Origin of the sequence: Streptomyces sp. NPDC006529, assembly GCF_040611795.1 — a bacterium.
Taxonomy (GTDB): Bacteria; Actinomycetota; Actinomycetes; order Streptomycetales; family Streptomycetaceae; genus Streptomyces.
Window position 1 is genome coordinate 14860 of record NZ_JBEXPB010000054.1, and the last position, 22869, is coordinate 37728.

Sequence of the window (22869 nt, forward strand, 5' to 3'; positions counted from 1 at the left end):
GGGCGGGGCGGGTGCGCACCGGCGCGGCCCCGCGCCGCGCGCCCCGCTGTCACGGACCCGCCCGAACGGGCGCAAACCGGTGGAATCGAAGGGTCCGGGCGGCTGTGGGCGGGCATCCTGTCAAGCGCCCATGGATCTTTCAACCGCCTGTCCATGCCCCGGGCCTGACGGGGGACCGCCGGAGTTGTTCGTCAACTCATCCGTGTTGTTCACTCGTTCAAGTGGCCGGGTGAGCGATGTGCGGCTCTCTCCCCAGCACACTGCGAAGGTCTGAGCGGTACGAGGGGGCAGGGGGCGTTTACTTGTTGACCGGCCGGTACCTCGGCCACACGAGTAGACGAGCACGAGCACACGTACAGGATTGCGAGCACCGGTGCAGAAGAAGCCGTCTCGGAAGAACGGCACCGCCGCCACCCCTGCCGACGGCCACGCCACGGCGGGCCGCGCGGGACGCACCGTACGGGTGCGCCGCAGGCTGGTCATCGGCGTTGCCGTCACCGGGCTCACCGTCCTCGCGGCCGGCGCCCCCGCGGTGGTCACCGCCGCCTCCGAGCTGAACGACTCCCAGCAGCTGGTCACCCTCGCCGACCGGACGCAGCAGGCCCTCACCCTCACTCATCTGCTCGCCGACGAGCGCGACGCCGTCACCGAGTACGTCGCCAAGGGCCGCCCCGCCGCGGGGAAGTCCGTGGTCGACGACCGCGCCGCCGGCACCGACCGGCAGCTGGCGGAACTGCGCCCCGAGGCCGACGAGCCGCTCGCCCGGGCGTTGGGCCGCGTACGGGCCGTACGCTCCGAGGCCGTCGGCGGCAAGGGCGGCGCCCTCGCGGCCCAGCAGGCCTACTCCGCCCTCCTCGGCGAACTGACCGCTCCCGGCGACCGGCTGATCGAGCTGACCCCGCCGCGCGCCACCGGCGCCCTCGCGACGACCCGCCCGCTGGCGCCCCTCGGGCAGGCCGTGGACCAGGCCTCGGCCACCCGCGGACTGCTGCTCGCCGCGCTGGCCGTCCCCCGCGGCGAGCAGTCCCAGAACACCGCCGCGTCCGACGAACTCGCCACCGCCGCCCAGCGCTCGCGCGTACGGGAACTGGCCGCCCTCGACGACTTCGCCCGCGCCGCGCGGCCCGACGTGCGCCAGACCCTCGCCGTGACCGTCACCGGCCCCGAGGTGAAGAGCGCCGACGACTACCTCAAGCGGCTGACCGACCGGCCCGCCCTCACCGCCGCCGACCGCAAGCTCGACGGCGAGAGCGTGGGCGCCGCGCTGTCCGCGCGCATAGACAGGATGCGGTCCGTCGAATCGAACCTCGCGGTCGACCGCTCCAGCGCGCTGGCCGCGCTGCGCGACGACGACGTGACGGCCCTCGAACGGACGATCGCGGTCCTCGGCGCCCTGTTCCTCTTCGCCGTCGTCTTCGCGACCGCCGTCGCGCGCTCCCTCACCCGGCCCCTGTCCGTCCTGCGGCGCGGCGCCGCCCGGCTGGCGACGCCCGAGGGGTCGGTGGAACCGGTCCGCTTCACCGGGCGCAACGACGAGTTCGCCGAGGTGGTCCGCCACCTCAACGCGGTGCGCGACCAGACCGTGTCCCTGCACACCCGGATCGCGGGCCTCGACGCCGACCGCCGCCGCCTCGTCGGCCGCAACGAGGCACTGAGCAGCGGCCGCGGCGCCCTGGAGGAGGAGCTCGCGCGCCTGCGGGCCGGACTGGAGGAGCACCGGCGCATCATGTCGACCACCTCCGTCTCGCTCTCCCTGCGCACCCTCGGCCTGGTCGAGCGGCAGCTCACCGTCATCGAGGAGCTGGAGTCCAAGGAACAGGACCCCGACCAGCTCGCCACCCTCTTCAAGCTGGACCACCTGGCGACGGTGATGCGCCGCCACAACGAGAACCTGCTGGTCCTCGCGGGTCAGGACCACGGCCCGGGGCACGCCACGCCGGTCCCGCTGGTGGACGTCATGCGGGCCGCGGTGAGCGAGATCGAGCGCTACGAGCGGGTCGACCTGGCCGCGCTGCCGGGCGCCACGCAGGTGGCGGGACACGCCGCCGACGACATCTCGCACGTTCTGGCGGAACTCCTGGAGAACGCCACGACCTTCTCGCCGCCGGAGGCCAAGGTCAAGGTCTCCGGGTGGCTGCTGGACTCCGGCGACGCCGTGCTGTCCGTCATCGACGAGGGCATCGGCGTCAGCGGGGACCGGCTGGCCGCGCTCAACGCCCGGCTGGCCGAGCCGGAGGCGTACGACGAGGAGCCCGAGGCCGAGCACGGCCTGGGCCTGGGGCTGTACGTGGCGGGACGGCTGGCCGCGCGCCACGGGGTCACGGCCGAACTCCGCGCCGCCCGCGGCGGCGGTACCGAGGCCCTCGTGGTCATCCCGGTCACCCTGCTCCCGGTCGCCGCACCGGGCACCCCGGTCCACCACCTGACGGCCCCCGGCGCCGCCCCCTTCCCGGACCTCCCCGGCGTGGTGGCCGAGGCCAACGGCAACGTCCTCTCGCCCCGCCTGCGCGGCGAGGACACCCCGGCCCCGGCCCCCGCGCCGGAGGCCGCCCCGGCTCCGGCCCCGGCCCCCGCGTCCGAGGAGGCGCCGGCGGAGGCTCCGACTCCGGTCGCTGTGACCGACGCGGCTCCGGAGGCGGACCCGGCCGAGGAGCCGACCGCCGATGCGGGGCCGGAGGGGCCCGCGGACGCGGACGAGGCGGGCGAGCGGGAGTGGATCCCGGTCGTGCCGCTGAGCGAGAAGGCCCCGGAGCCGGCCCCCGACGCCGTACCGGCGGACCGGGTGTTCACGGTCCCCGCACCCGCGCCGCCCACGGAGCCGTCGGCCCCGGACGCCCCGGAGGCCCTGGAGGCTCTGGCGTCCCCGGAGGCCCCGGCCCCCGCGGAGGCCCCGGTGCACGCCGAAGCCCCGGCGGATCCGGAGCCCCCGGCGACCCCCGACGTACCCGAGTCCGAGCGGACGCTGGAGGTCCGGCTGCCGGCGCCGCCGACGGTGCCGCCCGTGGTGGAGCAGGGGCAGGAGCCCGCCGAGGAGCTGCCGGCCCGCGTGGTGCCCGCCGCCGACCCCGCGGACCTGCTGCCGTCCCCGGACCAGGTCTTCACCGTCCCCGCCGCGGGCGAGCGGAACGGCGGCCTGCCCGTACGCAAGGGCCCCGGCGCCGGGCTGCCGAAGCGGGAGCGGCGCACCGCCCCCGCGGGCGACGCCCACGCCCAGGCCCCCGACGGCCCCGGCGACTGGGTCCCGCGCCAGGGAAGCCATCCCGACGAGGCCGTCACCGACAAGGGCCTCCCCAAGCGCACCCCGCGCGCCGTCGCGGCCCCCGGCCCGCAGGCCGTGGCCGCCCCCGCGACCGGGGCGGAGCCCAAGCGGGTGGACGCGGAGGAACTCCGCCGCCGCCTCGGCGGTTTCTACCAGGGGGCCAGGGACGGGCGGCGCGTCGTCGAGGCCGAACTCGCCGACGCCGAGGGCCAGACCGATCCGGGGGACACCGCACAGGAGGCACGCACATGACCGCGCCCAGTACGTACGGACTGAGCACCCAGGCCCGCAATCTGCAGTGGCTGCTGACCGACCTGGTCGAGGAGGTGCCCGGCATCGTGTCGGTCGCCGTCGTCTCCTCCGACGGCCTGCTGCTGCTGTCCTCCGAGCCGGGCCAGGCCCCGGAAGTGCGCGACGTGGGCGGCGGCCCGCAGCCCGAGGGCCGCCTGCGCGGCCCCCGCGGCGCCTCGGCCGACCTCGCCACCATCGTCTCCGGCCTCGGCAGCCTCACCACCGGCGCCGCCCAGCTCATGGACGGCGGGGGCGTCAAGCAGACCATGGTGGCGATGGAGCGCGGCTGCGTCTTCGTCACCGCCATCAGCGACGGCTCCCTGCTCGGCGTGCACGCCACGCCGGACTGCGACATGAGCGTCGTCGCCTACCACATGGCGCTCTTCGTCGGCCGCGCCGGCCACGTCCTGACCCCCGAAGTCCGCAGCGAGCTGCGCCAGTCGATGGAGAACACCCCGTGAGGAGTCCGGCTTCCGACCGGCTGCCGATACGCGGCGCCGACCGGCGCCCCGCCCGCGTCCGCCCGTACTCGCTCACGGGCGGACGGACCCGCTTCGCGCACGTCCTGCCCGTCGAGAGCTTCGTCGCCACCCTCGACCCCGGGGTCAGGGCCCCGGCGGCCCGGCCCGACCGGACGCCCGAGATGCGGGCGATCGTCGAGCTGTGCCGCCGCATGCGCACGGTCGCCGAGATCGCCGCGCTGCTGAAGCTGCCGCTCGGCGTCGTCCGCGTGCTCGTCAGCGACCTCGCCGACCAGGGAAGGATCCGCGTCTACGGGACCGGGCACGGCACCGGCCGCCCCGAACGCGCGCTGCTGGAAAGGGTGCTCAGTGGGCTCAGCCGTCTTTGACCCGACCGCGCCCGCGGACCTCGCGGACGACCCCGTCCAGCCGTGGCAGTACGACCGCTCGCGCGCCCCCGTCGCCGTCAAGGTGCTGGTGGCGGGCGGCTTCGGCGTGGGCAAGACCACCTTCGTCGGCTCGGTCTCGGAGATCACCCCGCTGCGTACCGAGGCGGTGATGACCGAGGCGAGCGCGCCGACGGACGACCTGACCGGCACGCCGGACAAGCACACGACCACCGTGGCCATGGACTTCGGCCGGGTCACGCTGGACGACGACCTGGTCCTGTACGTCTACGGAACGCCCGGCCAGAAGCGCTTCTGGTTCATGTGGGACGACCTCGTGCGCGGCGCCATCGGCGGCATCGTGCTCGCCGACACCCGCCGGCTGCGCGACTGCTTCCCGGCCCTCGACTACTTCGAGAGCTGCGGTCTGCCGTACGCCGTGGCCGTCAACCACTTCGAGGGCTCCGCCTCCTACGAGCCCGAGGACGTGCGGGAGGCGCTGACCATCTCCGACGCCGTCCCCGTCGTGATCATGGACGCGCGCGACCGCGCCACGGTCGTCGAGTCCCTGATGACGCTCGTGGGCCACGCCCTGGACGCCACCCCCGCATAGCCCGTACCGCAGCCCGGAGAGAGACCGTCATGCGCAAGATACTCGTCGTCGGAGCCGGGCAGTCCGGCCTCCAGCTCGCCCTCGGCCTCCAGTCCAAGGGGTACGAGGTCACCCTCATGTCCAACCGCACGCCGGACGAGATCCGCGGCGGCCGGGTCATGTCCACGCAGGTCATGTTCGACACGGCGCTCCGGCACGAGCGCGACCTGGGGCTGAACTTCTGGGAGGGGCAGGCGCCGAAGATCGAGGGCGTCGGCGTCTCGGTCGCGGCCCCCGACGGCTCCCGCCCGATCGACTGGCTCGGCCGCCTCAAGGGGTTCGCGCAGTCGGTCGACCAGCGCGTGAAGATGGCGGGCTGGCTCGACGCCTTCACCCAGCGCGGCGGCCAGTTGGTCATCCACGGCGCCTCGATCGCCGACCTCGACTTCTTCTCCCGCACGTACGACCTCGTGCTCGTCGCGGCGGGCAAGGGCGAGCTGGTCTCGATGTTCGAGCGGGACGCGTCGCGCTCCCCGTACGACGCCCCGCAGCGCGCGCTGGCCGTGTCCTACGTGCACGGGCTGGGCCCCCGGCCCGAGCACCCGGACACCGAAGCGGTCCGCTGCAACCTGGTCCCGGGCGTCGGCGAGCTGTTCGTCATGCCCACCCTGACCACCTCCGGGCGCGCCGACATCCTGTTCTGGGAGGGCGTCCCGGGCGGCCCGGTCGACGCTTTCACCGGCGTCAGGGACCCGGCCGAGCACCTCGCGCTCACCCTGGACCTGATGGAGCGGTTCACCCCCTGGGAGCACGCGCGGACGCGGGGCGTGGAACTGACGGACGCGGGCGCCACCCTGGCGGGCCGGTACGCGCCGGTCGTCCGCCACCCCGTCGGCCGGCTGCCGGGCGGCGGCGTGGTGCTCGGCGTCGCGGACGTGGTCGTCACCAACGACCCGATCACGGGGCAGGGTTCCAACTCGGCCGCCAAGTGCGCGGCCTCCTACCTCTCGTCGATCCTGATGCACGGGGACAAGCCGTTCGACGAGGCGTGGATGAAGGCCACCTTCGCCACCTACTGGTTCACCACGGGCAAGCCGGTGACGCAGTGGACCAACGCGATGCTGGGCGTACCGCCGGAGCACGTGCTGGGCCTGATCGGCGCGGCGGGGCAGCTCCGGCCGGTGGCCGACCGCTTCGCCAACGGCTTCGACAACCCCGCGGACTTCGACTCCTACTTCTACGACCCCGAGGACACCGCGGGCTACCTCGCGGAGGTGACCTCGGCGGCGGCCGCCGAGGACACGTCGGCCACCTCGGCCGCCTCGGGCGCTTCCTCGGCCGAGTAACCGCTGTCGTCGCCCGCCGCCCCGGTACCGGCCCCGGCGCCGGTCCCCGCGCCCTCGGGCAGGGGCGGCGGGCTGTACGACGCCAGCGCGACCCCGTCGGGATCCGGCCGTACGGCCCCCAGCAGCGGGTTGGCGGCGATCGGCGACACCTTCACCCGCGCGCCGGGCCGGGGTGCCTGGATCACCTTGCCGTTGCCGACGTAGAGGGCCACGTGGGTCGCCTTCGGGAAGTAGACCACCAGGTCACCGGGGCGCAGCTGGTCCAGCGGCACCTTCGGCAGCCGCTCCCACTGCTCCTGGCTGGTGCGGGGGATCGAGCGCCCCGCGTGCGCCCACGCCTGCGAGGTGAGCCCCGAGCAGTCGAAGGACGCGGGCCCCTGGGCGCCCCACACGTAGGGTTTGCCGATCTGCTCGCTCGCATAGGTCAGCGCGGCCCCGCCCGCGGCGCTGGGCGTACGGGCCGCGGCCGCGCCGGGACTGCCCAGGCGGCCCGAGTCCACCAGCTCCCGCTGCGCGTCGGCCGTCTCCCCGCGCTCCCGTTCGGCGAGTCCGGTCAGCTGGTCGGCGGTCAGCGAGGCCAGCTGCCGCTCGACCTCCTTGAGCCGCGCCGCCGCCTCGTCCTTGCGCCGCTTGTGCTCGGCGGCGAGGGCCCGCTGCGTGTCCAGCGCCGTGCGGGCGGCCGCCGCCAGCGCCCCGGCCCGCTGCTCGCCCCGCGCGAGCCGGGCCAGTACGTCCGCCCGGCGGGCGCCCTCGCGCGCGGCCAGCCGGCGCTCGTCGAGCGCGGCGTTCGGATCCCCGGACATCAGCATCCGGGCGTACGGGGAGAAGCCCCGCGCCCCCCGGTACTGCTCCCGGGCCAGCCGCCCGGCCAGGGCCCGCTGGGCGCCGGCCTCCGTGCGCGCCCTGCCGAGGTCGGCGCTGAGCCGCCGCTCCTCGGCGCGGCGGGCGGTGAGGGCGGCCTCGGTGGCGTTGTAGGCCTCGGCGGCCTCCTCGGCCTTCTGGTACAGCCCCCGCATCCGGGTGAGCAGCCCGCCCACGGCCGCGGCCCCGGTCGCCCCCGGCGCGTCCTGCGCCTCCAGAGCCTCCTGGACCCCCTGCGCCTCCCGCGTCTCCGGAGCGTTCGAGGCCGCCTCCGGGGCGTCGCGCAGGGCGGCGGGACCGACGGGCGGCCCGGTCGGCGGGCCCACCGGCGGCGCGGCGGCGGCGGACAGCGGAACGGCCGCGACCAGGGTCGCGGCGATGCAGACGGCACGCAGCAGCCGACGTGACACGGGATCACCTCCGGGTAACCGAGGGCGCGATCGTGGCACGGCCGGTATGACAAATCGCCCACCCGAGTCGGCCGGGTCATCCCTCTCACCCGTCCGGACCAGGCGGCGTCGCGACGCCGCGGAGATCCATCGGGCACCCCCTACCCCTCCAGCAGCCGGGCCTTCGCCGCCGCGAACTCCTCCGGGGTCAGCAGCCCCTCCCGGGCCAGCGCGGCGAGCCGTTCCAGCCGCCCCGCCAGGGCCGCCGCCCGCGGGGACAGGGGAGCGGTGGCCGCCGCTCCGCGGGCGGGTTCGCCACCCTCCCAGACGTAGGCCCCGCGTGCCAGCAGCCCCCGCAGCAGCGGGCGGCCCGGCGGGCGTTCGGCGGGACGGGCCGCCGCGTGCACCGGTCGGATGAACATCACGCCACCCCCGAGGCGTCCGCGGGCAGCCGGTCGGCGGGGATCCGGACCGAGCCGGCGATCCGCCCGCCCGCGGCCCGTACGGCGATCGCCGCGTCCTCGGCCCACACGTGCTCGACCAGCACCAGCAGCGCGCAGCTGCCCCGGTCCAGCAGGTCGGCGGCCTCGCGGACGTCCTCGGGCCCGATGAGCCGGGCCGCCTCCCGGCCGCTCAGCAGCCCGCTCAGCTCCCTGAACTCGTCGAACTCCGCGGCCAGCACCTCGCCCGCCGCCGTCTTCGTCGCCACGAGAGCGTCGATCAGCCGGACGTTCCCGCTCTTGCGCAGGCCCATCACGGCCGCGACCGCGGAGACCCGCAGCTGCTCCTCCGGGAAGGCGAGGACGATGAACTCCACAGGCCCCATGACCCCGACTCCTCGACTGGCGCGTGCGCGCCCGATCACTTCTGACGGCTCTTCGGTCACTCTGTGACGACTCTTCGGCTCACTATGACATAAACGGACATACCCTACCCCCGCTTGCTACGTTGCCCCCATGACCGCACTGACGGCACAGGTGACGGAGCCCGCTCCGCCCCCCGGCGTCCCGCACGCCCGGCGGCGGGGCGTCGAGCTGACCCTCCTCGCGGGCGCCGTCTGCATCTGCGTCCTCGGCCACCTCTACGTCGGCCTCGCGACCGTCGGCCACCTCCCGCCGCACTCGTCCCGGCACGCCGCCGGCCTCGCCGCCGCCGCGCTCCTCGCGCACCTGGCCGTGCGCCTGCGGGCCCCCTACGCCGACCCGCTGCTGCTGCCCATCGCCTTCCTCCTCAACGGGCTCGGCCTGGTCCTCATCCAGCGGCTCGACCTCACCACCCCCGCCCACCTCACCGCGGGGGACCAGCTGCTGTGGTCCGGGCTCGGGGTGGCGCTCTTCGTGGTCGCGGTCGCCGCGCTGCGCGACCACCGCTCGCTCCAGCGGTACGCCTACCTCGCGGTGGCCGCGGCGCTGACGCTGATGCTGGTCCCGGTCTTCTTCCCGGCGGTCAACGGCGCCCACATCTGGGTCCGCTTCGCCGGACTGTCCTTCCAGCCGGGGGAGTTCGCCAAGATCCTGCTCGCCGTCTTCTTCGCCGCCTACCTGGCCGCGAACCGCACCGCCCTGGCCCTGACCGGCCGCCGGATCTGGAAGCTGCGGATGCTGCCCGGCCGGGTGCTCGGGCCGATCCTCGCGATCTGGCTGCTGAGCGTCGGCGTCCTCGTGCTGGAGCGGGACCTCGGGACCTCGCTGCTGTTCTTCGGGCTGTTCGTCATCATGCTGTTCACCGCCACCGGCCGGATCGGCTGGATCGCCGTCGGGCTGCTGCTCGCGGGGCTGGGCGCGTACGCCGTCGGGACCTTCGAACCGCACGTCCACGGCAGGGTCGAGGACTGGCTGAATCCTTTCGCCTCCATCGAGGAGGGGCGCGGCCCGGGCCAGCTGGCCCAGTCGCTCTTCGCCTTCGGGGCGGGCGGCGTGCTCGGGGCCGGGCTCGGCCACGGCCAGTCCTTCCTGATCGGCTTCGCCGCCAAATCGGACTTCATCCTGGCCACCGCGGGCGAGGAACTGGGCCTGGCCGGGCTCTGCGCGATCCTCGTCCTCTACGGCCTGCTGGTCTCCCGCGGCTTCCACGCCGGGCTCGCGCTGCGCGACCCCTTCGGGCGGCTGCTGGCCACCGGGCTCGTCTCGATCGTGGCCCTCCAGGTCTTCGTCATCGCGGGCGGGGTCACCGGACTGATCCCGCTCACCGGCATGGCCATGCCCTTCCTGGCCCAGGGTGGCTCCTCGGTGGTGACCAACTGGGTCATCGTGGCCCTGCTGGTGCGGCTCAGCGACAGCGCCCGCCGCCCGCGCCCCGGGGGCGACGGCGCGCCGGGCGAAGCCGGGACCGCGGGCGGGGGAGGGGCTCCGTGATCCGCTACATCCGCTGGTGCGGCTACTTCTGCGCGGCGCTCTTCCTCGCCCTGTTCGCGGGCGTGGCCCGGGTCCAGGTCTGGGAGTCCCGCTCCCTCGCGGACAACCCGGCCAACAAGCGGCCGGTGATCGAGCGGTACGCACAGCCGCGCGGCAACATCCTGGTCGACGGGCGTCCCATCACCGGCTCCCGGGACAGCCGCCAACTGCTGCGCTACGAAAGGACGTACGCCAACGGCCCGCTCTACGCGCCCGTCACCGGCTACGCCTCGCAGACCTACGGCACCAGCTTCGTCGAGCGCTCCGAGGACGCGGTGCTCGCCGGGACCGACCCCGGGCTGACCGCGTTCCCCTTCTGGCACGAGCTGGCCCGCAGCCGCCCGGACGGCGGCAACGCGGTGCTCACGCTCAAGGCGGCCGTGCAGCGCGCCGCCTACACCGGCCTCGCGGGCAAGCGCGGCGCGGTGGCCGCCGTCGAGCCCGCCACCGGGAAGATCCTCGCCCTGGTCAGCAGCCCCTCGTACGATCCGGGCCTGCTCTCCGGTACGGGCGCCGGGGTCAAGAGCGCCTGGGCCCGGCTGAACGCCGATCCGGCCAAGCCGATGCTCAACCGGGCGCTGCGCGAGACGTATCCGCCCGGCTCCACCTTCAAGATCGTGACGGCGGCGGCCGCGCTGGACGCGGGCGTGGTGACCGACGTGGACGCGCCGACGCAGACCCCCGACCCCTACCCGCTGCCCGGCACCACGACCCTGCTGCCCAACGCCTCCGAGGGCTGCCGGGACGCCAGCATGGCCGAGGCCGTGCAGTTCTCCTGCAACACGGTCATGGCGAAGATCGGCGTCCAGGTGGGGCTGCGCGGGATGGCCGAGGCGGCCCGCCGGTTCGGCTTCAACGACGAGGGGCTGCGGGTCCCGGCATGGGTCTCGCGCTCCAACTTCGACACCGACATGAGCCAGGACCAGCTGGCCCTGTCCGCCATCGGCCAGTTCAACACCACGGCCACCCCGCTCCAGATGGCCATGGTCGCGGGCGCGGTCGCCAACGGCGGCGAGCTGCGCCGCCCCTACCTCATCGACCGGACCACCCAGAGCGACGGCGATCCGGTCCGCCGCGCCGACCAGCACGGCATGGGCCGCGCCATGAGCCCGGAGACCGCGCTGCGGCTCCAGCAGCTGATGGTCAGGGTGGTCGAGGAGGGGACGGGCCGCAACGCGGCGATCCCCGGCGCCCGGGTCGGGGGCAAGACGGGCACGGCGCAGCACGGCGTGGGCAACGCGGGCACCCCGTACGCCTGGTTCATCGCGTGGGCCGAGGGCGCGGCAGGCGGCCGGCCCGCGGTGGCGGTCGCGGTGGTCGTGGAGGACGCGGCGGCCGACCGCGGGGACATCAGCGGCAACAGCGCGGCCGCGCCGATCGCGCGCGAGGTGATGCGGGCGGCCCTGGCTCCCTGAGCCGGAGCGGGTCGGGGCCAGGAACGGGACCCGGAGCCGCAGCCCGAGCCGGTCAGGAGCCGTCCGCGATCGCCGCTTCCACCTCGGCCACCCGCAGCCGCTCCTCCCGCGCGAACCGCTCGCGGTCCAGGGTCTCGGCGATCTCCTCGTCCTCGGCCATCAGCAGGTCCAGGTTGGCATCGCCCATGTCGAACACGCCCATGTCGAGGTAGGCCTTCTGGAGCCGCGGCCCCCACAGCCCGATGTCCTTCACGCAGGGCACGATCCGGCTGAACAGCAGCTTGCGGAAGAGGTGCAGGAACTCCGACTGCTCGCTCAGCTCGGCCGCCTCCCGCTTCGGGATGCCGAAGTTCTCCAGTACCTCCACCCCGCGCAGCCGGTCCCGCATCAGGTAGCAGCCCTCGATCACGAACTCCTCGCGCTCGCGCAGTTCGGCGTCCGTCAGCTGCTTGTAGTAGTCGCGCAGCGCCATCCGGCCGAAGGCCACGTGCCGCGCCTCGTCCTGCATGACGTACGCGAGTATCTGCTTGGGCAACGGCTTGTCCGTGGTGTCGCGGATCATCCCGAAGGCGGCCAGTGCGAGGCCCTCGATGAGGACCTGCATGCCGAGGTAGGGCATGTCCCAGCGGGAGTCGCGCAGGGTGTCGCCGAGCAGGCCCTGGAGATGGTCGTTGACCGGGTAGAGCATGCCGATCTTCTCGTGCAGGAAGCGGCCGTAGATCTCGGCGTGCCGAGCCTCGTCCATGGTCTGGGTGGCGGAGTAGAACTTCGCGTCCAGGTCCGGGACGGACTCCACGATGCGCGCCGCGCAGACCATCGCGCCCTGCTCGCCGTGCAGGAACTGGCTGAACTGCCAGGAGGTGTAGTGCCGCCGCAGGTCGCCCTTGTCCCGTTCGGTCATCTTCGCCCAGTGCCGCGTGCCGTACAGGGTCAGGACGTCGTCGGGCGTGCCCAGCGGGTCGTAGGGGTCGACGTCGAGGTGCCAGTCGATCCGGGTCGCCCCGTCCCACTGCTTGTCCTTGCCCTTCTGGTAGAGGGCGAGGAGCCGCTCGCGCCCGCCGTCGTACTCCCAGCTGAAGCGGGCCGCGCCGGAAGCCGGAACCTGCCATACGGGGTCGCCCGGGTCCGTGGTGTAGAGCGGGTGTGTCGACATGAACGCCCCCTGGGTGCGCGTGTGTGGACTGCCGTGCGGGACTGGACAGTTGGCAGCGTCACACGTTGGTAGACAGCCGGTCAACAAGTCGGGCGCAGGGGATTGACGAGCTTGCTGACAAGCAGTCTCATAAGAGGTGACCGCTGGTAACCCCACCGCCGACCCCCCTGCGAGAGGTGTCAGAGCCATGACGACCGTGACCGAAAGGGCGGAGCTGCGCGACGCCCTCGGCCTCCTCAAGGACCGGGAACACGTCGCCGAGCGGCTGCTCGAATCCTCGGCCAAGCACTCCTTCGACCCGGACCGGGAACTGGACTGGGACGCCCCGATGATCGAGGGCAAGTACTACTGGCCGCCCGAGCTGCTCTCCCTCTACGACACCCCCCTCTGGAAGAAGATGGGCGAGGAGCAGCGCATCGAACTCTCCCGCCACGAGGCCGCCGCGCTCGCCTCGCTGGGGATCTGGTTCGAGATCATCCTCATGCAGCTGCTCACCCGGCACATCTACGACAAGGCGCTGACCAGCAGTCACGTCCGCTACGCCCTCACCGAGATCGCCGACGAGTGCCGCCACTCGATGATGTTCGCCCGCATGATCCAGAAGGGCGGCGCCCCCGAGTACCCGGTCTCCCGCTTCAACCACAACCTGGCGCGCGTCCTGAAGACCGTCTCCACCACCCCCGGCTCCTTCGCCTGCACGCTCCTCGGCGAGGAGATCCTCGACTGGATGCAGCGCCTGACCTTCCCGGACGAGCGCATCCAGCCGCTCGTGCGCGGCGTCACCCGGATCCACGTGATCGAGGAGGCCCGGCACGTCCGGTACGCCCGCGAGGAGCTGCGCCGCCAGATGATCACCGCCCCGCGCTGGGAGCGCGAACTCACCCGCATCAGCTGTGGCGAGGCCGCCCGGGTCTTCTCCCTCGCCTTCGTCAACGGCCAGGTGTACGAGAACATCGGCCTGGACCGGGCCGAGGCGACGGCCCAGGTGAGGGCGAGCGGCCACCGCCGCGAGGTCATGCAGGCCGGAGCCAAGCGGCTCACCGACTTCCTCGACGACATCGGCGTGCTGCGCGGCGTCGGCCGCAAGCTGTGGCAGAGCAGCGGACTGCTCGCCTGACGGCCCGGCCGACTCCCGCCCGCCGGCCTGCCCGGCGCCGTTCACACGCCCTTCCCGGCGGCGTGTCCCGCGCCGGGCCGGCGGGCCGGTGCGCCGGGTTACCCTGCGGACATGACCCGGACCCCGCCGGCGGCCCCGGCCCCGCGTGCCTACCGCCGCCTGAGCGTCGAGGAGCGGCGGGCGCAGATCATCGACGCGGCCTTGTCGCTGTTCGCGCACCGGGCCCCGGAGGACATCTCCCTCGACGACGTCGCCGAGGCCGCCGGGGTCTCGCGCCCGCTGGTCTACCGCTACTTCCCCGGCGGCAAGCAGCAGCTGTACGAGGCCGCCCTGCGCTCGGCGGCCGACGTCCTCGGCCTCTGCTTCGCCGAAGCGCAGGCCGGACCGCTGACCCGGCGGCTCTCCCGCGCCCTGGACCGCTACCTCGCCTTCGTCGACGAACACGACGCGGGCTTCAGCGCCCTCCTCCAGGGCGGCAGCGTGGTGGAGACCTCCCGCACGACCGCCACCGTCGACGGCATCCGGCGCACCGCCGCGGGCCAGATCCTCTTCCACCTGAACGTCCCCGACCCCGGCCCCCGGCTGCGGATGATGGTCCGTACCTGGATCACGGCCGTCGAGGCGGCCTCGCTGACCTGGCTGGACGAGGGCAAGGAGCCGCCGGTCGCGGAGCTGCGCGACTGGCTGGTGGACCAGTTCATCGCCCTGCTGACCGCCACTGCCGCCACCGACCCGCAGACGGCCGCCGCCGCGCGGGCCGCCCTGGCCACGGAGACCGCGGACGGCCCGGTGGGGGTCCTGGCCCGCCGGGTGATCCCCGTGGTCTCCGAGGCCGCCCACCTGCTGTGACACTGGTGGGGTGAGAAGCGAACCGACCCCCTTCGAGGGCGGCCCGATGGACGGCCGGGTCCTGCCGGTCCTGCTCGGCCCGACCGGCCACCCGCCGAAGTGGTACGAGATCCCCGTCCCGGACGCGGCGGGCGGCCCGCCCACCGTCCTGCTCTACCAGCGGGTCCCGGCCGGCTACACCAAGCGCCTGCACCTGCAGAAGGGCTGGAAGTACGCCTACGAGCCGACGGGGCGCAAGCCCGCCGTCCGCTGGCCCTGGACGAAACCGCCGCGCACCCCCGGCCCCGCCGACGGTTGAGCCGCAGCCGGGCATGTCCGGCCCGGCCGGCGTTCGAGGCGCGGGTGCGGGGCGGGGACCCGGATCAGGGCGGGGGCCCGGCCCCTGCCGAAGGCACCGGCACCGGCAGCGTCAGCACCGCCACCGCGCCCGAGACCTCCCCGGCCCCCGCGTTGCGGAACACCAGCTCCGCGCCCAGCACCGCCGCCTGCCCGACGGCGATCGTCAGCCCCAGCCCGTGCCCCTGGGGGCCGCCGCCCCCGCCGGCCCCGGAACGGAACCGCTGCGGGCCGTGCGCCACCAGGTACTCCGGATAACCGTCCCCGTGGTCCCGTACCGTCACCACCGGTCCGTCGACCGTCAGCACCACCGGGGCCCGCCCGTGCTTGTGCGCGTTCGCGATCAGGTTCCCGAGGACCCGCTCCAGGCGCCGCCGGTCCGTCTCGACGTACAGATCGCGCGCGACCACGACCTCCGTCACCGTGCCCGAGGCCCGTACCGCGCGCTCCGCCACCTGCGCGAGCCGGTGCAGGTCCGTCTCCACCCGCTCGCTGCCCGAATCCAGCCGCGAGATCTCCAGCAGGTCCTCGGTGAGCTGGCGCATCGTGCGGACCCGCTCCTGCACCATCTGCGTCGCACGTCCCTCCGGCAGCAGCTCCGAGGCGGCCTGCAGGCCGGTCAGCGGGGTGCGCAGCTCATGGGCCACGTCCGCCGTGAACCGCTGCTCGCTCAGCAGCTTCGACTGGAGGCTCCCGGCCATCGTGTCCAGCGCCGCGGCCACGGTCGCCACCTCGTCCTGGCGGCGCGCCGGATCCTTCGTACGGGCGTCCCCGACCCGGGCGTCCAGGTCCCCCTGGGTGATCCGGCGGGCGACGGTCGCGGTCTGGTGCAGCCTGCGCGTCACGCGGGTGACGGCGAAGGCGCCGACCAGCAGCGTCCCCCCGATGGCCAGCCCCGACGAGCCGATGATGGCCCGGTCCAGCCCGTTGATCGTGCGCGCGCTCTGGCCGTAGTCGACGGCGGTCGCCAGGGCGCGGCCGTCGGCGGGCGCCGCCGCCCACATGACCGGGCGGCCCCGGTAGTCGCTGACGATCGTGCCCCGGTTGCCCGAGACCGCCAGCGCGCGCAGCGAGGCCGGCAGGCCCGCCGGATCGATGCCGGAATCGGGCGGCAGGTTCTCGCCCGCCTCGTAGGAGCGGGCGGCGTCGTGCAGTTTCCCGAGCGCCTTCTCGCGGGCGGTCGCGACCGTCTGCCGGGTGACCGCGACGTGCACCAGCGCCCCCAGGACGGCCGCCAGCGTGCAGCACATCACCACGATGAAGCAGGCCGATTTCCAGGTCAGCGTGGCCGTCCAGGCGGGCATCCGGGCCCACCGGGGCAGCCGCGCCGGCCGCGCCGGGCTCCGCGGGCCGGTCGTACGGGGCGCGGTCACGACGGGCCGCCGCCGTCCGCGGCCCGCCGGGGCCGCAGCGGACGCGGGCTCTGCGCGGCGCCGGGCCGCTGCGGCACCCGGATGATCTGCTCCCGGGTCGGCAGCATGGTCCGCTGCTTCTCGTCCCAGGACCAGGCGGTGTTCAGCTCGTAGCCCGGGTTCGCGCTCGGCACGTGCAGGACGACGTCGCGCCCCGCCAGCTCGACGCTGATCACGGAGTCGGTGGTGGCCATGATCCGGTTCAGGCGCCCGTCCGGGTCGGCGGTGTAGACCCGTACCGACATCTGGTGGTCCGGCAGCTCGAACCCGATGATCAGCTCGTCCTGGTCGTTGCCGGTCAGGTCCCGGTAGTACGGCGTGAGCACCGGGCACCGCCCCGGCTTCGCGGTCCCCGGGTCGGCGGGCCGCTCCCCGGTCGGGCACGCGAGGATTGCCGCCGCGGTCTCGCGCGGCATCCCGTCGGGACCGACGGCGGCCCCCTGGTGGTTGCGGACCTCGGCCTGCACGAGGGCGACCGGGTCCACGCCGTGCACGTTCCCGTCCTTGACCGGCGGAATGCCCTTGACGTACTCGGGCGGCGCCCCGCCCGGATCGGCGGGCGGCACGGTGGCGCCCTTGCGCTCGGGCCACAGGTGTACGGGCCCCTTCGCGGTCGGGGTCGCCCCGGCGCCGGCCAGACCACCGGTGTGGGAGCAACCCGCCACCGCCAGGACGGCCGCCAGCAGCGCGGCGGCGCGCAGGGCCGGCGGCGGAAGGAGGGCCGTGGCGCGGGCGCGCGGAGGGAGCGTCTTCACGGGCCCCTGCGTCCTCCTGTCCCCTGCGCGGTGCGGCGGGTGCGCCACCCGCCGATTGTCGCCCGAACCGGTCCCGTCAACCTTATGCAGAGGTAAGCCCTTTTTGCGCGGCCGTCCGCCCCGCGGACCAGCGGCGCAGAGGGGCCAATTCCAGCCCCGCCGGCGTTTGAGGCGCCCCCGGAGGGCAGGAGTGCCGCACGGCACCACTGGCCGTATCCCGCCACCGGCCGGGCTCGCCTCCGGCGGGCCCTCAAACGCCGGGCGGGCTGAACGTGCCGGGACGGCGCCACTCCGCCCGGCCAACTCCAGCCTCGCCGGCGTTTGAGGCGCCCCCGGAGGGCATGAGCGCCGCACGGCACCACTGGCCGTATCCCGCCATCCGCCGGACTCGCCTCCGGCGGGCCCTCAAACGCCGGGCACGCTGCAATGGAGGCCGGGGGAGCGCCGCCGGTGAGGGGCCCGGGGGGCCGCCGGCGCGGGCGGTCCGGTCAGGCCTCGGTGCGTCCGCGCCGCAGCATCGCGAAGCCGAGCCCCGCCGCGCCGACCGCGGCCATGCCCCCGCCCGCGGCGATCATCAGCACACCGTCGTCGGGGCCGCCGGCGAGCGTACCCAGCCGCAGCGCCACGGTGCGGTCGGCGGCCGGGTCCATGGTCGAGGGCGCGATGGTGCCGCCGCCCGCGGCCGGGACGGTGAGCGCCGCGTCGGCGAAGCCGGTCCGCCGGGCCGTCTTGTGGCCGTCGGCGCCGGCGGCCAGCGCGGCCGGTACGAGGGCCTTGCCGTCCGCGGACCCGTTCGCCGATCCGTTCCCCGATCCGTTCGCCGACGTATCGGCCGACCAGGAGGAGAGGCGCCCGTCCGGCTGGAGCGCCAGATGCAGCGCGTCCGTACGGCCGTAGCCCGGGACGCCGTCCCGACTGGTCAGGCTGGCCACCGTGACCCCGTCGCGCAGGACGTCGGCCTGGTAGGCCCCCGCGGCGACCCGGTAGACGCGCGCGGAGGAGACGCCGTCCGCGAGGGTCAGGCTCTTGACGAGGGTCCGGGGCGCGGACGCCGCGCGCGCGGGCGCCGAGGTCTGCGCGGCGGCCGCCGCGGGCAGCCCGTCGGCGAGGGCGGTGACGGCGGGCAGCGCCAGCAGGCTTCCGGCGCAGGCGGTCACGGCGGCGGCGCGAACGAGGGTGCGGCGGACGGTGCTCACGGGAGGTCCTTCGGTGCCGGTCGGAGCCTGGGGTGCCCAGGTGGCACCAACGTAGGCGGCCGCCATTGCGGTTCGACGGTGGCTGTGTAACAGCGGGGCCGCAACGTCCCGGCGGAGTCGTTACACAACCGACGGACCGCCGCGGGGTTCGACGCGCGGCCCGGCGTGCGGTCCGACCGGGGGATTGCCGCACACGGCCGCGCCTGCTCCCATGGACGGCGGGGGTGAGGGAGATGCGTGATCGTGAACGGGAACACGGCCTCGGGCTCGGACTCAAGGTGCTGCCCGACCGTGGCCGCCTGTGGGTCAGTCTGCCCGACGGACGCGGTGTGGCCTGGTACGACAGGACGGTCGGCCGGGTCAGCGTGTTCTCGGAGCGGTACCGGGAGGCCGCGCTCGCGGTGTTACGTCCGTACCTCACCGGAAGCTGGACCGTCGGGCCGCCCCCCGTGCCCAGCGCCGCGGACCTCGCCCGGCTGTCCCTCCACCCGGACGACGACCTCGCCCCGAACCGCCCCGGCGAAGCGCTGCTGGGCGAACTGGAACACGGCGCCGCGGGCGCCCGTACCCGCCACCGCATGCGGCCGGACCTGCTCGCCCAGGAGCGCGTGGGCGCCGAGCTGGACGCCCTGGAGGGCGCGGGCTGGCGGGCGCTGCACGCCGTACCGCTGCCCGGGGCGGGGCGGATCGACCACCTGCTGATCGGGCCCGGCGGGGTCTGGTGCGTGCGCACCGTCCCGGGCCGGCGCCAGCGCGTCCAGGTCGGTGACCTGCTCGTAGCGGTCGGCCGCGCCGAGCCCCGGCCGGACGTCCGCTGGGCCCGGCGGGCCGCGGAGCGCGCCGCGCACGCGCTGGTCACCGCGGTCACCCCGGCCCTGGCGGTGGTGGAGCCGGCCCGCCTGGAGGCTGCGCCGTCCCTGCGCGACGTCGTGGTCCTGGAAGCGGGCACGGCGGCCGCCCGCCTGACCCGCGCCCCCGCCGCCCTCAAACCATCGGACGTCGAAGCCCTCTTCGCAGCCGCCCGCGACCGGAACACCTGGGCCCGGGTCTGACCGGGCCGGGCCGCTCTCACCACGACGGGCGCAGGCGCAGTACCTCCGGCGGGGGGTGGCGGCCGGACGCGCTGCGGACCTCGGCCGTCAGCGGCGGATCGACCGGGTGGTAGGCGATCTCGCCGAGCCCGATCGCCGTGACGGTCCGGGTACCCGGCTTCTCGGCGGCGGTCCGACCCGCCGTCGCGGTCCCGGAACCCGCACCGGCCAGTGCCGCCGCCACCTGGGCCCGTAGCGCGGGGCCCAGCGGGCTCGACACGATCGGCGCGTCGGGGTCCGGGTCGGCGTCCTCGGCCGGGTCCCCGGGCAGCGGTGCGCCGTCCGTACCCGCATCGACCCCGGGACCCGCCCCCGGACCCGCCTCCGCGCCCGCATCCCCGTCCCCCGGCAGGACCAGCACCAGGGCGAGGGGCCGCGCCGCGGTCCCCGTGTACCCGATCACCGCCGCGTCGCGGGTGTCCGTGTGCCGGAGTTTCTGCCAGCCGCGCCGGCCCGTCGGGTACGCCTGGTCCAGGCGCTTGACCACCAGCCCCTCGATCCCGCTGGCCGGCAGGGTCTCGTACCAGGTCGCCGCCAGTTCCGCGTCCGTCGTCATCGGCACCGGCTGGAGGGGCGGGCCCAGCGGCAGCAGCAGGTCGACCAGCAGCGCGCGGCGCCGTTCGTACGGCCGCGCGCGCAGGTCCAGCCCGGCCAGTTCCAGCACGTCGAAGGCCGCGTAGGAGGCCGGGAGCGTGCGCGCGAGCACGGCGGCGCGGGCGGCCGTCGCCGCGGCCCGCCGCTGCACCAGCGCGAAGTCCGTACGGCCCGCGTGCCACACCACCACTTCGCCGTCGAGCGTGGTGCCGGCGGGCAGCAGCAGCGCCGCGGCGGCCAGGTCGGGGAAGGCGCTCGTCACCACCCGCCCCGACCGCGCCTGGAGCACCACGTCCTCGGTGGTCCGCCGGATCACCAGCCGGTGCCCGTCGAACTTCGGCTCGTACGCCAGCCCCGCCCCCCGCGGCAGCTCCCGCACGGCGGCGGCCAGCGCGACCCGGATCACGGCGCACCCGCCGTACGGGCGCCACCGCCCGGCAGCGCCCCCGCCCGGGCCGGGTCGGTCAGCGGCGCGAAGAGGTCCCCGTCCCGGGCGAGCCGCGCCACCACCTCGTCGGCGACGAACACCAGGGCGGCGGGGTCGCCGCGGTCCCCGCACTGCGCCACCTCCGCCCAGGTCACCGGCGCGGACACCGTCGGCAGCGCCCGCGCCCGCAGCGTGTACGGCGCGGCGGTGGTCTTGGCGGCCGCGTTCTGGCTGTGGTCCACGAACACCTTCCCGGGCCGCAGCGCCTTCGTCATCCGGTGGACCACCAGCTCCGGAAGCTCGCGCTCCGCCTCCTGGGCGAGCGCCTTCGCGTACGCCGACACCCGCGCGGACGGCGTCGGCTCCACCGGCACGGAGAGGTGCATCCCCTTCGAACCCGAGGTCTTCGCGAAGGCCTCCAGCCCGTCCGCCGCCAGCCGCTCCCGCAGCCACAGCGCGACCGCGCAGCACTCCACCACGCCCGCCGGGGCGCCCGGATCGAGGTCGAAGACCAGCCGGTCGGCCACCGCGGGCCGGGCGGTGGTCCACTGCGGGGTGTGGAACTCCACGACCAGGTTCGCGGCCCACATGAGCGTCGCGAGGTCGGCCACGACGACCTGCTCGGCGCGCTGGTCCTCGGAGCGGGGCACCCGCGCGGTCTCCACCCATTCGGGCGTGCCGGGCGGCGGGTTCTTCGTGAAGAACCGCTGCCCGTCCGGCCCGTCCGGATAGCGCAGGAACGAGACCGGCCGGTCGTGGACGTGAGGCAGCAGGGCCCCGGAGACGGTGGCGTAGTAGTGCAGCACCTCGCCCTTGGTGAAACCGTTCTCCGGATAGATGACCTTGTCCAGATTGCTGAGCGCGAGGCGACGCCCCTCCACCGTTGTGATCGGCGTCATACGATGAGATTGCCACGAATCAGGAGGAACCGTGCGATCCATTTGGAACGGGGCCATCTCCTTCGGCCTGGTCAGCATCCCGATCAAACTGGTGAACGCCACCGAGAACCACTCGATCTCCTTCCGCCAGATCCACACCGCCGACGGCGGCCGCATCCGGTACCGCAAGGTGTGCGAACTGGACGGCGAGGAGGTCACCTCGGCCGAGATCGGCAAGGGGTACGAGGAGGCGGACGGCTCGGTCATCCCGATCACCGACGAGGACCTGTCGGCGCTGCCGCTGCCCACGGCGAAGACGATCGAGATCGTGACCTTCGTCCCTGCCTCGCAGATCGATCCGCTCCAGATGGACGCCGCGTACTACCTCGCGGCGAGCGGCATCCCGGCCGCCAAGCCCTACACCCTGCTCCGGGAGGCGCTCAAGCGCAGCGACCGGGTCGCGATCGCCAAGTTCGCCCTGCGCGGGCGCGAGCGGCTCGGGATGCTGCGGGTGGTCGACGACGTCATCGCCATGCACGGCCTCCTGTGGCCGGACGAGATCCGGGCCCCGGAAGGCGTGGCCCCGGAGACCGAGGTCACCATCCGCGACGCGGAACTGGACCTGGCGGACGCCCTGATGGCCACGCTGGGTGAGGTGGACGTCGACTCCCTGCACGACGACTACCGCGAGGCGGTGGAGGCCATGCTGGCCGCGAAGTCGGAGTCGGGAGCGGGCCTGACCCCGGAGCAGACCCCGGCGCCGACCGGGAACGCGCAGGTGATCGACCTGATGGCGGCCCTGGAGAAGAGCGTACGGGCGGCCAAGGCGTCCCGCGGTGAAGCGGAGCCGCAGGAGTCCGGCGAGGCGGGGGAGGCGGCGGCGGACGTGGCCGAGGTGACCCCGATCCGGCGCCGGCCGGCCCGCAAGACCGCGCCCAAATCAGCGGCGGCCCCCAAGGCCGCCACCGGCAAGAAGTCCACGTCGACGACGAAGAAGACCACCCCCACCGGCTCCGCCGCGAAGACGACGGCCAAGACCGCGAAGACCGCGAAGACCGCCAAGTCCGCGGCGGCCAAGAAGACGACGACGAAGTCGACCGCGGCGAAGAAGACCACCGCGTCATCGACGAAGAAGGCGACGACCTCGAAGAAGGCCACGAGCACCCCGCAGAAGCGCTCGTCTGCGTGACCGCAGGCGCGGCTCCCGGTGTGCGCGCGGGGCGTCGCCTCCCCCTGCTGCTGGTCGGACCGACGGCGAGGGGGGACAGGTGAAGCGAGAAAGTGGCGCGGAGGGCGGTCTGCCGCGGGCCCGGGAAGGCGGTAGGCCGGTCTGGGTGAACGGACAGGGCGACCTGGAGGCGTCCCGGTTCATGCGCGTCCGGCCGCTGCTCCGTGGTCGCACCTTGGACTGCCGGAGCCGGTAACCGGCGACAAGGTGCGTACGGGGACGGTCTGCCCGCCGTGCGTCAAGGACGAGCGGAGGCCCGGCGTCCAGTCCGTCACTATCTTCACGCAGGACCTCGGCGGGGGCCGGGCCCGGGTCTACTTGCAGGCCTTGTAGCGGGACGGGCGGGGGAGAGGTCCCGGACATGGTGGTGGGGGGGGCGGCCCCGCCCGCCCCCACAACCAAAAACAAACACGCACGACAGGGGGGGGGCCCACAAAAAA

Annotated in this window: 21 protein-coding genes; 12 read left to right on the plus strand and 9 right to left on the minus strand. The window is 74.7% G+C overall.

Going from position 1 to position 22869, the window contains the following annotated elements; translation table 11 throughout:
• Nucleotides 1–373: 373 nt before the first annotated feature.
• From ABZY31_RS27365 to ABZY31_RS27385, 5 genes are read left to right on the plus strand one after another with little or no spacing between them, the layout of a single operon-like run.
• Nucleotides 374–3511 (plus strand): nitrate- and nitrite sensing domain-containing protein, encoded by a 3138-nt coding sequence (locus ABZY31_RS27365; RefSeq protein ID WP_356415275.1) that lies wholly within the window; start codon nucleotides 374–376, stop codon nucleotides 3509–3511.
• Nucleotides 3508–4011, plus strand: coding sequence for a roadblock/LC7 domain-containing protein (locus tag ABZY31_RS27370; protein ID WP_356415277.1), 504 nt, complete (start codon nucleotides 3508–3510; stop codon nucleotides 4009–4011). Before ABZY31_RS27365 ends, ABZY31_RS27370 begins: the two co-directional genes overlap by 4 nt.
• Nucleotides 4008–4400 carry a DUF742 domain-containing protein gene (locus tag ABZY31_RS27375; RefSeq protein WP_356415280.1) on the plus strand — a complete coding sequence of 131 codons (393 nt, stop codon included), beginning with the start codon at nucleotides 4008–4010 and terminating at the stop codon, nucleotides 4398–4400. The genes ABZY31_RS27370 and ABZY31_RS27375 overlap by 4 nt, the downstream gene beginning before the upstream one ends.
• Nucleotides 4381–5010 (plus strand): ATP/GTP-binding protein, encoded by a 630-nt coding sequence (locus ABZY31_RS27380; RefSeq protein ID WP_356415282.1) that lies wholly within the window; start codon nucleotides 4381–4383, stop codon nucleotides 5008–5010. The genes ABZY31_RS27375 and ABZY31_RS27380 overlap by 20 nt, the downstream gene beginning before the upstream one ends.
• 29 nt (nucleotides 5011–5039) lie before the next feature.
• Complete coding sequence (locus ABZY31_RS27385; protein WP_356415285.1) at nucleotides 5040–6335, plus strand: styrene monooxygenase/indole monooxygenase family protein; 1296 nt, start codon at nucleotides 5040–5042, stop codon at nucleotides 6333–6335.
• Here the strand turns inward: ABZY31_RS27385 and ABZY31_RS27390 are convergent.
• The 3 genes from ABZY31_RS27390 to ABZY31_RS27400 form a co-directional block, all read right to left on the minus strand.
• Nucleotides 6251–7606, minus strand: a complete 1356-nt coding sequence (locus ABZY31_RS27390; RefSeq protein ID WP_356415287.1) for a C40 family peptidase — start codon at nucleotides 7604–7606, stop codon at nucleotides 6251–6253. The genes ABZY31_RS27385 and ABZY31_RS27390 overlap by 85 nt on opposite strands.
• Before the next feature lie 140 nt (nucleotides 7607–7746).
• A complete protein-coding gene (locus ABZY31_RS27395) occupies nucleotides 7747–8007 on the minus strand; it encodes an SHOCT domain-containing protein (RefSeq protein WP_356415290.1) in 261 nt (86 codons plus the stop codon).
• Entirely contained in the window at nucleotides 8007–8411 is a 405-nt protein-coding gene (locus ABZY31_RS27400; RefSeq protein ID WP_356415292.1) for a DUF6325 family protein, read from the minus strand. Before ABZY31_RS27400 ends, ABZY31_RS27395 begins: the two co-directional genes overlap by 1 nt.
• Nucleotides 8412–8541: 130 nt before the next feature.
• On the opposite strand from ABZY31_RS27400, the gene ABZY31_RS27405 reads away from it, so the two are divergent.
• Nucleotides 8542–9939, plus strand: a complete 1398-nt coding sequence (locus ABZY31_RS27405; RefSeq protein ID WP_356415295.1) for an FtsW/RodA/SpoVE family cell cycle protein — start codon at nucleotides 8542–8544, stop codon at nucleotides 9937–9939.
• Entirely contained in the window at nucleotides 9936–11393 is a 1458-nt protein-coding gene (locus ABZY31_RS27410) for a penicillin-binding transpeptidase domain-containing protein (RefSeq protein ID WP_356415298.1), read from the plus strand. Before ABZY31_RS27405 ends, ABZY31_RS27410 begins: the two co-directional genes overlap by 4 nt.
• A 52-nt stretch (nucleotides 11394–11445) precedes the next feature.
• On the opposite strand, the gene ABZY31_RS27415 is transcribed toward ABZY31_RS27410, so the two are convergent.
• The gene (locus tag ABZY31_RS27415; protein WP_356415301.1) at nucleotides 11446–12546 is read right to left on the minus strand and encodes a ferritin-like domain-containing protein; all 1101 of its coding nucleotides are present in this window, start codon (nucleotides 12544–12546) and stop codon (nucleotides 11446–11448) included.
• A gap of 187 nt (nucleotides 12547–12733) precedes the next feature.
• Here ABZY31_RS27415 and ABZY31_RS27420 point away from each other — a divergent pair, with 187 nt between their 5' ends.
• From ABZY31_RS27420 to ABZY31_RS27430, 3 genes are all read left to right on the plus strand, one after another.
• Nucleotides 12734–13663, plus strand: a complete 930-nt coding sequence (locus ABZY31_RS27420) for a diiron oxygenase (RefSeq protein WP_356415304.1) — start codon at nucleotides 12734–12736, stop codon at nucleotides 13661–13663.
• Nucleotides 13664–13774: 111 nt separating this feature from the next.
• Nucleotides 13775–14512 (plus strand): helix-turn-helix domain-containing protein, encoded by a 738-nt coding sequence (locus ABZY31_RS27425; RefSeq protein ID WP_356415307.1) that lies wholly within the window; start codon nucleotides 13775–13777, stop codon nucleotides 14510–14512.
• Between the two features lie 10 nt (nucleotides 14513–14522).
• Nucleotides 14523–14810: a hypothetical protein gene (locus ABZY31_RS27430; protein WP_356415310.1), complete on the plus strand. Its 288-nt coding sequence runs from the start codon at nucleotides 14523–14525 to the stop codon at nucleotides 14808–14810.
• Nucleotides 14811–14874: 64 nt separating this feature from the next.
• Here ABZY31_RS27430 and ABZY31_RS27435 read toward each other — a convergent pair whose 3' ends face one another.
• From ABZY31_RS27435 to ABZY31_RS27445, 3 genes are all read right to left on the minus strand, one after another.
• On the minus strand, nucleotides 14875–16152 hold the full coding sequence (locus ABZY31_RS27435; RefSeq protein ID WP_356415313.1) for a HAMP domain-containing sensor histidine kinase: 1278 nt from the start codon (nucleotides 16150–16152) through the stop codon (nucleotides 14875–14877).
• Between the two features lie 65 nt (nucleotides 16153–16217).
• Nucleotides 16218–17015: a hypothetical protein gene (locus tag ABZY31_RS27440; protein WP_356415316.1), complete on the minus strand. Its 798-nt coding sequence runs from the start codon at nucleotides 17013–17015 to the stop codon at nucleotides 16218–16220.
• A 488-nt stretch (nucleotides 17016–17503) separates the two neighbouring features.
• On the minus strand, nucleotides 17504–18211 hold the full coding sequence (locus tag ABZY31_RS27445) for a hypothetical protein (protein WP_356415318.1): 708 nt from the start codon (nucleotides 18209–18211) through the stop codon (nucleotides 17504–17506).
• 233 nt (nucleotides 18212–18444) lie between these two features.
• Between ABZY31_RS27445 and ABZY31_RS27450 the strand changes: the two genes are divergently transcribed.
• A complete protein-coding gene (locus ABZY31_RS27450) occupies nucleotides 18445–19263 on the plus strand; it encodes a nuclease-related domain-containing protein (protein ID WP_356415321.1) in 819 nt (272 codons plus the stop codon).
• A gap of 16 nt (nucleotides 19264–19279) precedes the next feature.
• Here ABZY31_RS27450 and ABZY31_RS27455 read toward each other — a convergent pair whose 3' ends face one another.
• Together ABZY31_RS27455 and ligD are read right to left on the minus strand one after the other, a co-directional pair.
• Complete coding sequence (locus ABZY31_RS27455) at nucleotides 19280–20299, minus strand: ATP-dependent DNA ligase (RefSeq protein WP_356415328.1); 1020 nt, start codon at nucleotides 20297–20299, stop codon at nucleotides 19280–19282.
• Nucleotides 20299–21222, minus strand: a complete 924-nt coding sequence (gene ligD / locus ABZY31_RS27460; RefSeq protein ID WP_356415323.1) for a non-homologous end-joining DNA ligase — start codon at nucleotides 21220–21222, stop codon at nucleotides 20299–20301. The genes ABZY31_RS27455 and ligD overlap by 1 nt, the downstream gene beginning before the upstream one ends.
• 31 nt (nucleotides 21223–21253) lie before the next feature.
• Here ligD and ABZY31_RS27465 point away from each other — a divergent pair, with 31 nt between their 5' ends.
• Nucleotides 21254–22390 carry a Ku protein gene (locus tag ABZY31_RS27465; RefSeq protein WP_356415326.1) on the plus strand — a complete coding sequence of 379 codons (1137 nt, stop codon included), beginning with the start codon at nucleotides 21254–21256 and terminating at the stop codon, nucleotides 22388–22390.
• The last annotated feature ends 479 nt before the right edge of the window (nucleotides 22391–22869 follow it).